Annotated in this window: 14 protein-coding genes and 1 riboswitch; of the genes, 12 read left to right on the top strand and 2 right to left on the bottom strand. The window is 71.6% G+C overall.

The features are described from left to right. Window positions 1–50 precede the first annotated feature (50 nt). Window positions 51–181: riboswitch (FMN riboswitch) on the top strand. Window positions 182–332: 151 nt separating this feature from the next. From ACFW48_RS26395 to ACFW48_RS26355, 9 genes are all read left to right on the top strand, one after another. Next, window positions 333–935: a riboflavin synthase gene (locus ACFW48_RS26395; protein WP_386318501.1), complete on the top strand. Its 603-nt coding sequence runs from the start codon at window positions 333–335 to the stop codon at window positions 933–935. After that, window positions 932–1,576 (top strand): nicotinamide riboside transporter PnuC, encoded by a 645-nt coding sequence (locus tag ACFW48_RS26390; protein ID WP_386318499.1) that lies wholly within the window; start codon window positions 932–934, stop codon window positions 1,574–1,576. The genes ACFW48_RS26395 and ACFW48_RS26390 overlap by 4 nt, the downstream gene beginning before the upstream one ends. After that, window positions 1,573–2,862, top strand: a complete 1,290-nt coding sequence (locus ACFW48_RS26385; protein ID WP_386318497.1) for a bifunctional 3,4-dihydroxy-2-butanone-4-phosphate synthase/GTP cyclohydrolase II — start codon at window positions 1,573–1,575, stop codon at window positions 2,860–2,862. Before ACFW48_RS26390 ends, ACFW48_RS26385 begins: the two co-directional genes overlap by 4 nt. Before the next feature lie 21 nt (window positions 2,863–2,883). Then, window positions 2,884–3,369, top strand: a complete 486-nt coding sequence (ribH, locus tag ACFW48_RS26380) for a 6,7-dimethyl-8-ribityllumazine synthase (RefSeq protein ID WP_043375214.1) — start codon at window positions 2,884–2,886, stop codon at window positions 3,367–3,369. Window positions 3,370–3,403: 34 nt separating this feature from the next. After that, window positions 3,404–3,676 (top strand): phosphoribosyl-ATP diphosphatase, encoded by a 273-nt coding sequence (locus ACFW48_RS26375; protein ID WP_030951748.1) that lies wholly within the window; start codon window positions 3,404–3,406, stop codon window positions 3,674–3,676. Between the two features lie 50 nt (window positions 3,677–3,726). Then, window positions 3,727–4,584, top strand: a complete 858-nt coding sequence (gene hisG / locus ACFW48_RS26370) for an ATP phosphoribosyltransferase (protein ID WP_386318495.1) — start codon at window positions 3,727–3,729, stop codon at window positions 4,582–4,584. 20 nt (window positions 4,585–4,604) lie between these two features. Next, window positions 4,605–5,084, top strand: coding sequence for a PH domain-containing protein (locus ACFW48_RS26365; RefSeq protein WP_386318493.1), 480 nt, complete (start codon window positions 4,605–4,607; stop codon window positions 5,082–5,084). Between the two features lie 203 nt (window positions 5,085–5,287). Then, window positions 5,288–6,622 carry a hemolysin family protein gene (locus ACFW48_RS26360; protein WP_386318491.1) on the top strand — a complete coding sequence of 445 codons (1,335 nt, stop codon included), beginning with the start codon at window positions 5,288–5,290 and terminating at the stop codon, window positions 6,620–6,622. Continuing rightward, window positions 6,619–7,668: a hemolysin family protein gene (locus ACFW48_RS26355; protein ID WP_386318489.1), complete on the top strand. Its 1,050-nt coding sequence runs from the start codon at window positions 6,619–6,621 to the stop codon at window positions 7,666–7,668. Before ACFW48_RS26360 ends, ACFW48_RS26355 begins: the two co-directional genes overlap by 4 nt. 71 nt (window positions 7,669–7,739) lie before the next feature. Here ACFW48_RS26355 and ACFW48_RS26350 read toward each other — a convergent pair whose 3' ends face one another. Both ACFW48_RS26350 and ACFW48_RS26345 read right to left on the bottom strand, forming a co-directional pair. Further along, window positions 7,740–9,599: an AAA family ATPase gene (locus ACFW48_RS26350; protein ID WP_386318487.1), complete on the bottom strand. Its 1,860-nt coding sequence runs from the start codon at window positions 9,597–9,599 to the stop codon at window positions 7,740–7,742. A gap of 432 nt (window positions 9,600–10,031) precedes the next feature. Next, window positions 10,032–10,706 (bottom strand): uridine kinase, encoded by a 675-nt coding sequence (locus ACFW48_RS26345; RefSeq protein ID WP_386318485.1) that lies wholly within the window; start codon window positions 10,704–10,706, stop codon window positions 10,032–10,034. Between the two features lie 259 nt (window positions 10,707–10,965). Here ACFW48_RS26345 and ACFW48_RS26340 point away from each other — a divergent pair, with 259 nt between their 5' ends. From ACFW48_RS26340 to ACFW48_RS26330, 3 genes are all read left to right on the top strand, one after another. Beyond that, complete coding sequence (locus ACFW48_RS26340) at window positions 10,966–12,345, top strand: peptidase C39 family protein (RefSeq protein WP_386318483.1); 1,380 nt, start codon at window positions 10,966–10,968, stop codon at window positions 12,343–12,345. Between the two features lie 164 nt (window positions 12,346–12,509). Continuing rightward, window positions 12,510–12,650 (top strand): SCO1431 family membrane protein, encoded by a 141-nt coding sequence (locus ACFW48_RS26335; RefSeq protein WP_386318481.1) that lies wholly within the window; start codon window positions 12,510–12,512, stop codon window positions 12,648–12,650. An 82-nt stretch (window positions 12,651–12,732) separates the two neighbouring features. Continuing rightward, window positions 12,733–13,392 carry a TetR/AcrR family transcriptional regulator gene (locus ACFW48_RS26330; protein ID WP_386318479.1) on the top strand — a complete coding sequence of 220 codons (660 nt, stop codon included), beginning with the start codon at window positions 12,733–12,735 and terminating at the stop codon, window positions 13,390–13,392. The last annotated feature ends 58 nt before the right edge of the window (window positions 13,393–13,450 follow it).

Genomic DNA, 13,450 nt, shown 5'->3' with positions numbered 1-13,450 from the left:
CGTCCGCATGAACGGCGATCAGGCGTGGCACACTGGCCCTGTACCAGAAGCAGCGCACTCCGGGGTCGGTGAAAGTCCGAACCGGCGGTTACAGTCCGCGACCCGGTCGCCTCCAGCGGCCGGTTGACCAGGTGAAATTCCTGGACCGACGGTTAAAGTCCGGATGGGAGGCAGTGCGCGGCGGGCGAGCATACGTGCGCGCCGCCGACCTCTGGGCTCGCCCGCTGCCGGGCGGGTCCCGTCCGGCGTCGTTCCCGGTGTCCTCGCTCGCGATCTCTGTCGTTACCGACAGCCCCGGAGTCCGTGCCCGAAGAGGCAGGAGGACCCGGGAAGTGTTCACCGGAATCGTCGAAGAGCTGGGCGAGATCACCGCCGTCGAGACGCTCGACGACGCCTGTCGCTTCCGCTTGCGCGGCCCCTTGGTCACCGAAGGCGCACAGCACGGCGACTCCATCGCCGTCAACGGCGTCTGCCTCACGGTCGTCGACCACGAGGGCGACGAGTTCACCGCCGACGTGATGGCCGAGACCCTGAACCGCTCCAGCCTGGGCGTCCTCACCACCGGCTCCCGCGTCAATCTGGAGCGCCCCACCGCCGTCGGCGCCCGCCTCGGCGGGCACATCGTGCAGGGACACGTCGATGGCACCGGCGAGATCCTGGAGCGCGAGCCCTCCGAGCACTGGGAGCTCGTGAAGATCTCCCTGCCCGCGGACCTCGCCCGCTACGTCGTGGAGAAGGGCTCCATCACCGTCGACGGCATCAGCCTCACCGTCGTCGACGCGGGTCCCGACTTCTTCACCGTCAGCCTCATCCCCACCACCCTCGCCCTGACCACGCTGGGCCTGAAGCAGCCCGGCGACCCGGTCAACCTCGAGGTGGACGTCATCGCCAAGTACGTGGAGCGACTGCTCACCGCCCAGGGGGGCACCAAGTGAACTGGCTCAACTCCGAGGCGTTCACGCTCTTCGACCAGCACATCAAGTGGTCGGACATGATCGGCAACGTGATCGGTCTGCTCGGCCTCGCGCTCGGCTGGCGGCGCTCCATCTGGACCTGGCCCGTGCAGTTCGTCTCCGGGCTCATCCTCTTCACGGCCTTCGCCACCGCCCACCTCTCCGGCAGCGCCGGCAAGCAGATCGTCGTCATGGCCGTCGCCACCTGGGGCTTCTGGCAGTGGAACCGCGGCCGACAGCAGACCCAGGACGGCTCCATCGCAGTCCGCTTCGCCACCTGGCGCGAGCGCGGCGCCCTGCTCGCCGCGGCCGCCGTCGGCACCCTCGCGGTGGGCGGTCTGTTCACCGCCTACCCGACCCTGTCCTGGGACCCCTGGCCGGACGCGTACATCTTCGTCGGCACCGTCGTCGCCATGTACGCCCAGGCGCGCGGCATGGTCGAGTTCTGGTTCGCCTGGCTGCTGGTCGACCTGGTCGGCGTCCCGCTGAACTTCGCCAACGGCTTCGCCTTCTCCGGCTTCGTCTACGTCATCTACGGCGCGCTCGTCCTGTGGGGCCTGCGCGACTGGTGGCTGCGCTCCCGTACCGCGGCGCGGCCCGTCCCGGAAGGAGCGCCCGCATGAGCACGGCACCCATCCTCTACAGCACGGACGGCTACGAGGACCTCACCCTCGACCCCGTCGAACAGGCCGTCGCCGACATCGCCGCCGGCCGCCCGGTCGTGGTCGTCGACGACGAGAACCGCGAGAACGAGGGCGACCTCGTCATCGCCGCGGAGAAGGCGACCGAGGAGATCGTCGCCTTCATGATGAGCGAGTGCCGCGGCCTGATCTGCGCCCCCATGGAGGGCGAGGAACTGGACCGGCTCCGCCTCCCGCAGATGGTCGACGACAACACCGAGTCGATGAAGACCGCCTTCACGGTCTCCGTGGACGCCACCGCCGCGCACGGCGTGAGCACCGGCATCTCCGCCTCGGACCGCGCCACCACCCTCCAGCTCCTGGCGAGCGGCACCGCCGAACCCACCGACCTGGTCCGCCCCGGGCACATCTTCCCGCTGCGCGCCCGCTCCGGCGGCGTACTCGTCCGCAACGGCCACACCGAGGCCGCCGTCGACCTCGCCCGCCTCGCGGGCCTGCGCCCGGCCGGCGCCATCGTCGAGATCGCCGGCGAGGACGGGCGCATGCTGCGGCTGCCCGAGCTGATCCCGTTCGCCCGCAAGCACGGGCTGACGATCATCTCCATCGAGGACCTCATCTCCTACCGCCGCAGCGAGGAGCCCACCGTCCGCCGCGAGGCCGAGGTCCGGCTGCCCACCCGGCACGGCGAGTTCACGGCGTACGGCTACCGCTCCACCGTCGACGGCGTCGAGCACGTCGCCCTCGTCCACGGCGACATCGGTGACGGGACGGACGTCCTGGTCCGCATCCACTCCGAGTGCCTCACCGGCGACGTCTTCGGCTCCCAGCGCTGCGACTGCGGACCCCAGCTGGACGCCTCCCTGGACCGCATCCAGGCCGAGGGCAGGGGCGTGGTCGTCTACCTCCGCGGCCACGAGGGGCGCGGCATCGGCCTGATGTCCAAGCTGCGCGCCTACGAACTCCAGGAGCGCGGCCGGGACACGCTCGACGCCAACCTGGAACTCGGCCTGCCCGCCGACGCCCGCGACTACGGCGCCGGGGCCCAGATCCTTGACGACCTCGGCGTGCGCGCCGTGCGCCTGATGACCAACAACCCGGACAAGAGCGACGCCCTCGTCCGGCACGGGATCGAGGTCACCGGCCGCGAGCCGATGCCCGTCCAGGCCGGCGAGCACAACCTCCGCTACCTGCGCACCAAGCGGGACCGGATGGGACACGACCTGCCCTGGCTGGACACGACGCCCGTGTCCACCTGCGGCAACCAGTAAGCAAGGAACGCGAGGAGAGACGTGAGCGGCAAGGGTGCACCGGAGCTGTCCGTACGCAACGTGGGGGACCTGCGGGTCGCCGTCGTCGCGGCACAGTGGCACGACAAGGTGATGGACGGACTGGTGGACGGCGCCCTGCGCGCCCTGCACGAGCTGGGCATCGACGAGCCGACCCTGCTCAGGGTCCCCGGCAGCTTCGAGCTCCCGGTGGTCGCCAAGGTCCTCGCGGGCCGCGGCTACGACGCGATCGTCGCCCTCGGTGTCGTCATCCGCGGCGGCACCCCCCACTTCGACTACGTGTGCCAGGGCGTGACCCAGGGCCTGGTCCAGGTCTCCGTGGAGACCGGCGTCCCCGTCGGCTTCGGCGTGCTCACCTGCGACACCGAGGAGCAGGCCCTGGACCGGGCCGGAATCGAGGGCTCCAGCGAGGACAAGGGCCACGAGGCGGTGACCGCGGCGGTGGCCACGGCGGCCACCCTCCGCTCAGTATCCGAACCGTGGCGTTAGGCCGGCCGGCACTACGCGTAAAGTGGGCGCCACCATGTCCAAGAAGACTTTCGAGGAGCTCTTCACCGAGCTCCAGCACAAGGCCGCGAACGGCGACCCCGCCACCTCCCGCACCGCCGAGCTGGTGGACAAGGGGGTCCATGCCATCGGCAAGAAGGTCGTCGAGGAGGCCGCCGAGGTCTGGATGGCCGCCGAGTACGAGGGCAAGGAGGCGGCGGCCGAGGAGATCTCCCAGCTGCTGTACCACGTCCAGGTGATGATGGTCGCCCGCGGGATCTCCCTGGACGACGTCTACGCCCACCTGTAAAGCCCAGCCCCCCCTTTTCTTCACCCCTTCACGCAAAGGAAGCCGACCTCATGCTGCGCATCGCCGTCCCCAACAAGGGTTCCCTGTCAGGCCCCGCGGGGGAGATGCTGCATGAGGCCGGCTACCAGCAGCGCCGCGAGTCCAAGGAACTGCGGATCGTCGACCCGACGAACGAGGTCGAGTTCTTCTACCTCCGCCCCCGCGACATCGCGATCTACGTCTCGTCCGGCAAGCTCGACATCGGCATCACCGGCCGCGACCTGCTGATCGACTCCGGCGCCGACGCCGAGGAGATCCTCCCGCTCGGCTTCGCCCGCTCCACCTTCCGCTTCGCGGGCAAGCCGGGCACCGCGAACGGCGTCGAGGACCTCAAGGGCCGGACCGTCGCCACCTCCTACGAGGGCATCGTCGCGGCGCACCTGGCCGACCGGGGTGTCGAGGCCTCCGTCGTCCACCTCGACGGCGCCGTCGAGACCGCCATCGAACTCGGTGTCGCCGGGGTCATCGCGGACGTCGTCGAGACCGGGACGTCCCTGCGCAACGCGGGCCTGGAGGTCTTCGGCGAGCCCATCATGAAGTCCGAGGCCATCGTGATCCGCCGCTCCGGCGCGGAGCCCGACGAGACGACCGAGCCCAAGGTGCAGCAGTTCCTGCGCCGCCTGCAGGGCGTCCTGGTGGCCCGGACGTACGTGATGATGGACTACGACTGCCGCGTGGAGCAGCTGGAGAAGGCCGTCGCGCTCACCCCCGGCCTGGAGTCCCCGACCGTCTCCCCGCTGCACAACGAGGGCTGGGTCGCCGTCCGCGCGATGGTCCCCGCCAAGGAGGCCCAGCGGATCATGGACGACCTGTACGAGATCGGTGCCCGGGCCATCCTGACCACGGCCATCCACGCCTGCCGTCTCTGAGCGCGACCCGGAGCGACGCCATGCCCGACACCTCGCCGGACAACACGCCGGACCTGCCCGCACTGCCCGTGACCTTCCGGCCGGGGCGTACCCGTGCGGTCCTGACCGTCCTCGCCGTCGCCACGTTCGCGGCCATCACGGCGGTCGGCATGCTGCTGGACGGCCTCGGTACGGGAGAGCGCCTCAGCTTCGTGCTGACGGCCCTCCTCCTCGCCGGGGTCCTGTTCGTGCTGGCCCGGCCCCGGGTCACGGCCGACGAGGCGGGCGTCACCGTCGTCAACCTCACCACCAAGCGGCGCCTCGCCTGGGCCGAGATCCTCCGGGTCAACCTCCGGCAGGGCGACCCCTGGGCGTTCCTGGACCTCAGCGACGGCACCAGCCTGCCCGCCCTCGGCATCCAGCCGGGCATCGCACGGCAGCGTGCCATCCAGGACGCGCGTGCTCTGCGCGCCCTCGTCGCGGACCGTTCCGCCGCCAGCCCCGACGCTCCCCGCGGCTGACGCGGAGCGGCGGCCCTGCCACGGGCGCCCTTCTCGTGATTAATCTGGGAACGAAGACGCGGCCGTCGCGTCTTCGCCCCCGTCGCTCCGCCCGGTGCGCGGGGGTCCCCGCTACCCGAGGAGTGACTCCCTCCGGCGATGGACGGATCGTCCTGCAGTACCTGCGCCGCCCCCTGCTGTGACTCCCCCCAGGCGGCGGCATCGTGACCACCACCCCCCTGCTGCTCCTGGCAGCCGCCTTCCTGCTGATTCTCGCCAACGGCTTCTTCGTCGCCGCGGAGTTCGGCCTGGTGACCGTCGAACGCCCCGACGCCGAGCAGGCAGCCGCCGACGGCGACCGGCGTGCCCGCCGGGTCGTCGAGTCACTCAAGGAGCTGTCCTTCCAGCTCTCCGGCACCCAACTCGGCATCACCATCACCTCGCTCGTGGTCGGCATGCTCGCCGAACCGGCGCTCGCCCAGCTCCTGGACGGCCCGTTCACCGCGACCGGCCTCCCCGAAGGCGCCGTACCCGGTGTCTCCGTCGTCGTCGGCATGCTGCTGGCCTCGGCCGTCCAGATGGTGATCGGCGAGCTGGTGCCCAAGAACTGGGCGGTGTCCAAGCCCCTGCAGGTCGCGCGCTTCGTCGCGGGCCCGCAGCACGCCTTCGCCCGGCTGTTCCACCCGGTGATCGCCGCGCTGAACGCCGTGGCCAACCGCCTGGTCCGCGCGCTCGGCTTCGAACCCGCCGAAGAGCTGGCCTCCGCCCGCACCCCCGGCGAACTGGTCTCCCTGGCCCGGCACTCCGCCCGGGCCGGCGCGCTGGAACAGGACACGGCCGACCTCTTCGTACGGACCCTGTCGCTGGGCGAACTGACCGCGCAGCACGTCATGACCCCGCGCGTGAAGGTCAGCGCCCTGCAGTCCTCGGCCACCGCCGAGGACGTGGTCAACCTGACCCGCGCCACCGGCCTGTCCCGTTTCCCCGTCTACCGGGAGAAGATCGACGAGATCGTCGGCATGGTCCACCTCAAGGACGCCCTCGCGGTACCCGCGCACGACCGGCTGCGTACCCCGACCGGCCGGATCGCCCGCCCGGCGCTGCTCGTCCCCGAGACCCTGCCCGTACGACCGCTGCTCACCCGCCTGCGCAGCGAGCAGCCCATCGCGGTCGTCGTCGACGAGTACGGCGGCACGGCCGGCGTCGTCACCCTGGAGGACATCGTGGAGGAGATCGTCGGAGAGGTCCGCGACGAGCACGACGTCCTCGACGTACCCGAACTCGCGCCCGCCCCGCCCGAGGACGGCCGCCCCGCCTGGGACGTCGACGGCAGCTGCCGCGTCGACGCCCTGCGGCGCATCGGCCTCGACGCTCCCGAGGGACCGTACGAGACCGTGGCCGGGCTCGTTGCCGACCTGCTCGGCCGCATCCCGGCAGTCGGAGACCGGGCGGAACTGCCCGGCTGGCGGCTCGCCGTCCGGCAGGTCGGCCACTACCGCGCCGAACGGATACGGCTGGTGCGAACGGCGCCGGTGTCCGTGCTGGAGGCCGCCCGATGAGCGTCCTGCAACTCCTCTTCGCGGCGCTGCTCGTGCTCGCCAACGGCTTCTTCGTCGGCGCCGAGTTCGCGCTCGTCTCGGTACGCCGCAGCCAGATCGAACCGCTCGGCACCGCCCGGGCCCGGCAGGTGCTGTACGGGCTGGAGCGGCTGCCGCAGATGATGGCCGCCGCGCAGTTCGGCATCACCGTCTGCTCGCTGACGCTCGGCGCGGTCGCCGAGCCGACGGTCGCCCACCTGCTGGAGCCGGTCTTCGAGTGGATCCACCTGCCGCACGGCGTGATCCACCCGCTCGGCTACGTGATCGCGCTGGCCGCGGTGGTCTTCTGCCACCTCGTCATCGGTGAGATGGTCCCGAAGAACCTCGCGATGGCCGCCCCCGAGAAGGCCGCACTGTGGCTCAGCCCCGGCCTCGTCGCCTTCGCCCGCCTCTGCAGGCCGATCACCGCCGCGCTCGGTGCCTGCGCCCAGGGCATCCTGCGGCTCTTCCACGTCGAGCCCAAGGACGAGGTCGAGGCGGTCTTCACCAGCGAGCAGCTCAACCGGCTGGTGGAGGACGCCGGCCAGGCGGGCCTGCTCGACCCGGAGGAGCAGGAACGCCTGGAGGACGCCCTGGAACTCGGCTCCCGCCCGGTCACCGACGTACTGCTCGGGCGCGAGTCCCTGATCACGGTCAGCCCCTCGGTCACGCCGGGCGAGATCGTCGCGCTCACCGCCCGCACCGGGTACTCGCGCTTCCCGGTCGCGGCGGAGAAGGGGGCCTTCATGGGGTACCTCCACGTCAAGGACGTCCTCGACCTGGTCCTGGACTCCGAGGACTCCGACCGGGCCGTCCCGGGGCAGCTCTGGCGTCCGATGACGACCCTCCGCCCCGAACTGCCCCTCGACGACGCCCTCACCGTGATGCGCCGGGCGGCGACCCATCTGGCCCAGGTGACGGACGCGTCCGGGAAGGTGCTCGGCCTGGTCGCCCTGGAGGACGTACTGGAACTGCTGGTGGGAGAGGTACGCGACCCGGCCCACAGAGAGGTGACCCTGGCGACTTAGCCCCGCAGCTGCGGGCAGCTCCGCCGCCCCAGCTGCGCACCTACCCTTGGCCCGCACCGACAACCGGCGCCTTACAACGCCGACGGATCCGCCGGTCCCCTCCCCGACAGCACCTCCCCATACGCCTGCATCAAGTCCGGCAACCGCAACGTAGCCAGGTCATCCCGGCTCAACACCCCCGGATACACCGACAACCGCAGATCCCGGTACGCACAACTCTTCTCGTACAGCGTCCGCAGAAACCGCCCGTTCCCCAACTCGTCGATCCAGCCCTGGTCCACCACGTGCCCGGCGATCGAGCGCAGCTCGTCGAGCGCCTCCTCGTCCCACCCGTCCCCGTTCTCGGCCGCGAGCACCTCACCGATGGAGGTGAGCTCCAGCGGCCGGTACGACGGGAAGTCGACCCGCGTCGTGAAGCGGGAGGACAGCCCGGGGTTGGCCGTCAGCAGCCGGTCCATGCCCTCGGGATAGCCGGCCAGGATCACCACCAGGTGGTCCCGGTTGTCCTCGGCCCGCTTCAGCAGCACCTGCAACGCCTCGTCGCCGTACGCGTCGCCCTTGCCGTAACCGGAGTTGGACAGGGAGTACGCCTCGTCGACGAAGAGGACGCCGCCGAGCGCGGAGTCGATCAGTTCGTTGGCCTTCACGGCGGTCTGGCCGAGGTACTCGCCGACCAGGTCGGCCCGCTGCGCCTCCACCAGGTGGTCGCCGCCGAGCAGGCCGAGGGCGTAGAAGACACGGCCCAGGATGCGGGCCACGGTGGTCTTGCCGGTGCCGGAGGGGCCGGAGAAGACGAAGTGCCGTTTGGGTGGCTGGACCGGCAGGCCCTGCCCGGCCCGCAACCGCGCCATGTTCAGCTGCGCGGACAGGGCCCTCACCTGACGCTTCACCGGCTCCAGCCCCACCATGCGCTCCAGCTCGGCGAGCGCCTCCTCCAGTAACGCGGGGTCGGTGGGCCCGGTGGGCAGGGAGGGGTCCGGTCCGTCGGGCTTCTCGCGCACCGACGGACCGCTCAGCGGGGGCAGCGGGGCGGCGGCCGGCGAGGGGTCGGGCGCGGAGACCTTGAGGTCGCGCTCCTCGGTGCCGAAGAGGGGGTCGAGACCGTCCAGGCCCTCCGCGCCCAGACCGGCCTGGGCGAGCCCCGCGAGGTCGGTGGAGTCGTCGTAGCCGTCGCCCTCGGCGATCGCCGCCAGCCGCGCCGAGGTGTCCATGAAGGCCGGGTCGACGCGGTGCACGGCCCGGTACAGCGGCAGCGCCGCGGCGCTGCGGCCCGTGCCCTCGTGGGCCCGCGCCAGCCAGTAGCGCAGTTCCTTGCGCTGGGGCTGCTCACTGCGGCACCGCATGAGGGCCGCCGACAGCAGCGGTTCGGCCTGCCCGTACATCTCCAGGCGCACCCGGGCCATGCCGCTGAACAGGCCGGCCTCGATGCCCAGCAGGGGGTCGCCGAGCAGTGGGTCGGTGTGCCGGACGAGCTGTTCCCAGTCCTTGACGAGGTAGGCGCGGCAGGCGTGCAGGAAGCGGACCTGGGGGTCGGCGTCCACGGGCGGCAGCCCGGCCAGGGCCCGGTCCAGTTCCGGGACGTGGCGGCCGTCGAGCCAGTGCGAGGCGTGCGCCAGCAGCAGATCGCGAGGGCTCTCCAGCACCGGTTGCACCCACCAGCCCAGCCAGTACCAGGAGTTGAGCGTGCGGCGGTGGCGGGCGCGCTGCTCGCCGAAGCGGTCCCGGTGCCGGAACATCCTGAGCAGCGCGTTGGTGGTGTCGACGCGCAGCGCGTGGAGTCCCAGCCAGCCGTCGGCCATCGTGGGGTCGATGCGCACCGCGGCCCGGAACTCCTCCTCCGCCTGCGGATAGGCCCCCATGGTGTAGGCGTCCACGCCGCGCAGCCAGGCGAGGTCGGCCGGGGCCTGTGCGCCCTGCGTGCCGAAGTCCATCCCGTCCCCCACGTACCGTGCCCCCGTCGGTATGCCGCCGAGCCGTCGCCCGCCGACCGCCTCGGTCAACGGCTGTGCCGCGGACCGGAGTTGCAAGGTGCGCGCGGAAACCGCCCGTAGGTCGCACCGAGGGCATCGTACCCGCGGCGGTCTTTCCTCCGAAGGGTGCCGGGACAGGCCGTTGTGCGAGGTGGAAGCGGATGGGGGGGGCGCGCGGGGCGGTGACCGTGGGTGAGCGGTTCGCGCCACGGAGCAGCCGGAAAACGCGCTCAGGGCAGAACGAAGCCCCCGATCACGGGGGAACAACCGGGGGCTTCGCGTCTGCCGGCGGCTCCGAATGGCCGCACATTCAGAACGTAAGACCTGTACGGCCCCCGGGTCAAGCGGAGTTGGGGCACTCCGGCGAGTTGCCAGGCGGCGATCTTCACGAGTTCAGCACACTGCGGAGGGTCCGTCACCCTGAGTGAGGAAGTAGGCCGCGGTGGCGGTTCCCGCGGGCCCCGGAAGCACCTCGTACCCCTTCTCCCTCTGCCGTACCAGAAGATGCGCGAAGGGGCGCGAGGGGTCGTCGGCGAAGTGCCGGCGCTCCGCCGGGATCCACCCGTCCCAGAACGTCCGCTGCTCCGCTCCGTCGCGCGCCCGTCCGCGTGTCCACGCCTCCTCGCGCGGCAGCTCCATCCAGAGCAGGTGGGCCAGGTGCGGACGCAGCGCCTCGCGGCCGGCGCCGACGCCCTCCACCAGGACCACCGGGGCCGGCGGCAGTGGGCGCGACGCGTCGAAGGACCGGGCCCGCCAGTCGTAGGTGGCGTAGTGCGCGGTGTCGCCGCGCATCAGGGGCTCGATCACCTGGCTCAGCAGCCGCCCGGTCCAGTCGAACAGTTGGTCGTGGCTGGCGATGTCGTCGAGGTGCAGCACCGGCACGCCGCCCAGCTCGCCGGCCAACCGCCCGGCGAACGTGGACTTCCCGGAGCCGGCGTACCCGTCGACGCCGATCAGGCGCACCGGCCCGCAGGAAGGGGGAAGCCGGCGGAGCCGGGCTGCGAGGTCGTGGATGGCGATTCCTGGGCTGCGGATGGCGGGTCCTGGGCTGCACGTCGGGGCGGACATCGTTCGTCCCGCACTTTAACGGCCGTCCGCCGCTCCCGAGCGCCACGCCTACCGGACCGGACCGGAGCGGATTGCACCGGACCGGAGCGGGTGAGCCTCCGCCTCCCCGCCCTCCCCGCCCTCCGCGCCACTGGTCGACACCAATATTCGTGGCGTGGCGTGCGCAGAAGTGCTGGCAGGAGTGGGCGCCTGCGGCCATAGTTGGCGCACAACCGTGCAACGGACCCGCCCGACTCGGACACCTGGGGGTCTTCCGCCCATGAGCAGAGCCGAACAGCCGTCCCGCAGAACCGTCCTGGCCGCAGCCGTCGCCGCCGCCGTGGCGGGCAGCGCGATCCCGGCCACCGCCGAAGCCACGCCCGGCACGGGCACCGGCGGCGCGGACCCCGACCGTGCCACCGGCCGACAGGTCGACTACCGCGCCTGGACCACGTTCCGCGACTGGCGGCGCGGAACCGTGCAGGGCACCCGCCCCGTCGCGGGCGCCCGGCCCGGTGTCGTGCTCGGCGCCCCGGCAGGCACCGCCGACTACACCGACCCGCACACCGGCAGGACCGCGGCCTGGGAGTACGCGACCTGGACCTCGCCCGTCCACCGGCTCGCCGTGCCCTCGACCGAGGTCATCGCCTCCTGGAACGCGCACACCCCGAGCGGCACCTGGCTCCAGGTCGAGCTGAAGGGCACCTACTCCGACGGCACGGACACTCCCTGGTACGTGATGGGCCGCTGGGCGGCCGGCGACGGCGACCAGGACATCCGGCGGACCTCGGTCGACGACCAGGGCGACGGCAGGAGCAGCGTCTGGACGGACACGTTCGCCATCGACGACGCCTCCACGGGGCTGCGCCTGGCCTCCTACCGGCTCAGGCTCACCCTCTACCGCCGTCCCGGCACGCGGAGCACGCCCACCGTATGGCGGCTCGGCGCGATGGGCTCCGACGTCCCCGACCGCTTCACCGTCCCCGCCTCCACCCCCGGCCTCGCCCAGGAGCTGCGCGTTCCGCGCTACTCGCAGGAGATCCACAAGGGTCAGTACCCCGAGTACGACAACGGCGGCGAGGCCTGGTGCAGCCCCACCTCCTCGCAGATGATCATCGAGTACTGGGGCGGTCGCCTCACCGAGGAGCAGCTCGCCTGGGTCAACCCCTCCTACGCCGACCCGCAGGTCTGCCACGCGGCCAGGTACACGTACGACTACCAGTACGCCGGCTGCGGCAACTGGCCCTTCAACGCCGCCTACGCGGCCACCTTCAAGGACCTCCAGGGCGTGGTCACCCGCCTCGGCTCCCTCACCGACCTGGAGACGCTGATCGCGGCCGGCATCCCGGCCATAACGTCCCAGTCCTTCCTGGAGAAGGAGCTGACGGGGGCCGGGTACGGCACCTCGGGACACCTGATGACCGTGATCGGCTTCACCGCCGACGGCGACGTGATCGCCAACGACCCGGCCTCGGACGACAACGAGGCAGTGCGGCGCGTCTACAAACGGCGCGAGTGGGAGAACATCTGGCTCAGGACCAAGCGGTACAACGCCAGTGGCAAGGTCGCCTCCGGCACCGGCGGCGTCTGCTACCTCTACTTCCCGGCCCACCCGAGTCCGCGCCAGCGCAAGGCCCTCGCGGCGGTGGGCGTGCGCTGACCCCCACCGCGACGACGGCCCCCGGCCCACCAGAGGCACCGCCGGGGGCCGTCCGCTGTGACCAACGTCTCCGCCGCAAAAGCCGCTCACGGTGGCAAGGTGGACAGGGTCAAACCGCTGGGGGGCCGGGGGAGTCCATCGAACGTCGAGATCAGCGAGAAGCCATGACCGCACACACCGCCACCGCCGCCCGTGTCCGTACCGGCGGCCCCAAGGACGACGGTCCGAAGATCCTCGAGCACGTCATGGGCTGGACCCTTGTCGTGGTGATCGCGATGTTCGTGGTGCAGCTGGGTCTGCTGTGACGTGACCCTCGTGTGACCTGCCCCACGATCCGACCTGCCATACTGCGGAGGTCCCGCCGTCAGCAGGAGACCAGGGTCGAAATTGAATATTAGTCAACAGCGCGCCGACGCCCGTCCCCGGGCCCGCGGCACGGAGCGCTCGGCGGCACGCCGCGCCGAACTCATCGCCATCGGGCGGAGGTTGTTCGCCGACACGTCGTACGACGCGCTCTCGATGGACGACATCGCCCGCCAGGCGCATGTCGCCAAGGGGCTGATCTACTACTACTTCCAGTCCAAGCGGGGCTACTACCTGGCGATCATCCAGGACTCCGTCGCCGACCTGGTCACCACCGCCGCGCGTGGCACCGAACTGCCCCAGGTGGACCGCGTCCACCGCACCATCGACGGCTATCTGCGCTACGCCGAGCAGAACCAGGCCGCCTACCGCACGATCGTCAGCGGCGGAGTCGGCTTCGACGCCGAGGTGCACGCCATCCGGGACGGTGTCCGCGAGGCGATCGTCGCCACCATCGCCGAAGGGGCGTACGGCCGCTCCGACGTCGGACAGCTGGCCCGCATGGGACTGCTCTCCTGGGTGTGCAGCGTCGAGGGCGCCACCCTGGACTGGATCGGCCGTCCCGTACTGCCCCGCGAGAGCATGCGCGACCTGCTCGTGAAGACGCTCGGCGGCACCCTGCGCGCCGTCGAGGAACTGGACCCCGCCTACCCGGCCCCGGCACCCGCCCGCCGCGACCCCTGACAGGCGCAGCGGAGGGGCGGAGACCCGAGCCGGCCTCCGCCCCTCCGCCCCCCCCCGT

This window comes from Streptomyces sp. NPDC058812 (genome assembly GCF_042744565.1).
Classification (GTDB): Bacteria; Actinomycetota; Actinomycetes; order Streptomycetales; family Streptomycetaceae; genus Streptomyces; species Streptomyces thinghirensis.
This window is presented reverse-complemented; position numbering and strand designations above follow the sequence as displayed.

Excerpts from the sequence above, each read along its gene's own strand:
- ACFW48_RS26340 (WP_386318483.1), top strand. The coding sequence starts at position 10,966 with ATGAGCAGAGCCGAACAGCCGTCCCGCAGAACCGTCCTGGCCGCAGCC.
- ACFW48_RS26345 (WP_386318485.1), bottom strand. The coding sequence starts at position 10,706 with ATGTCCGCCCCGACGTGCAGCCCAGGACCCGCCATCCGCAGCCCAGGA.
- ACFW48_RS26365 (WP_386318493.1), top strand. The coding sequence starts at position 4,605 with ATGCCCGACACCTCGCCGGACAACACGCCGGACCTGCCCGCACTGCCC.
- ACFW48_RS26355 (WP_386318489.1), top strand. The coding sequence starts at position 6,619 with ATGAGCGTCCTGCAACTCCTCTTCGCGGCGCTGCTCGTGCTCGCCAAC.
- ACFW48_RS26375 (WP_030951748.1), top strand. The coding sequence starts at position 3,404 with ATGTCCAAGAAGACTTTCGAGGAGCTCTTCACCGAGCTCCAGCACAAG.
- ACFW48_RS26335 (WP_386318481.1), top strand. The coding sequence starts at position 12,510 with ATGACCGCACACACCGCCACCGCCGCCCGTGTCCGTACCGGCGGCCCC.
- ACFW48_RS26385 (WP_386318497.1), top strand. The coding sequence starts at position 1,573 with ATGAGCACGGCACCCATCCTCTACAGCACGGACGGCTACGAGGACCTC.
- ACFW48_RS26350 (WP_386318487.1), bottom strand. The coding sequence starts at position 9,599 with ATGGACTTCGGCACGCAGGGCGCACAGGCCCCGGCCGACCTCGCCTGG.
- hisG (WP_386318495.1), top strand. The coding sequence starts at position 3,727 with ATGCTGCGCATCGCCGTCCCCAACAAGGGTTCCCTGTCAGGCCCCGCG.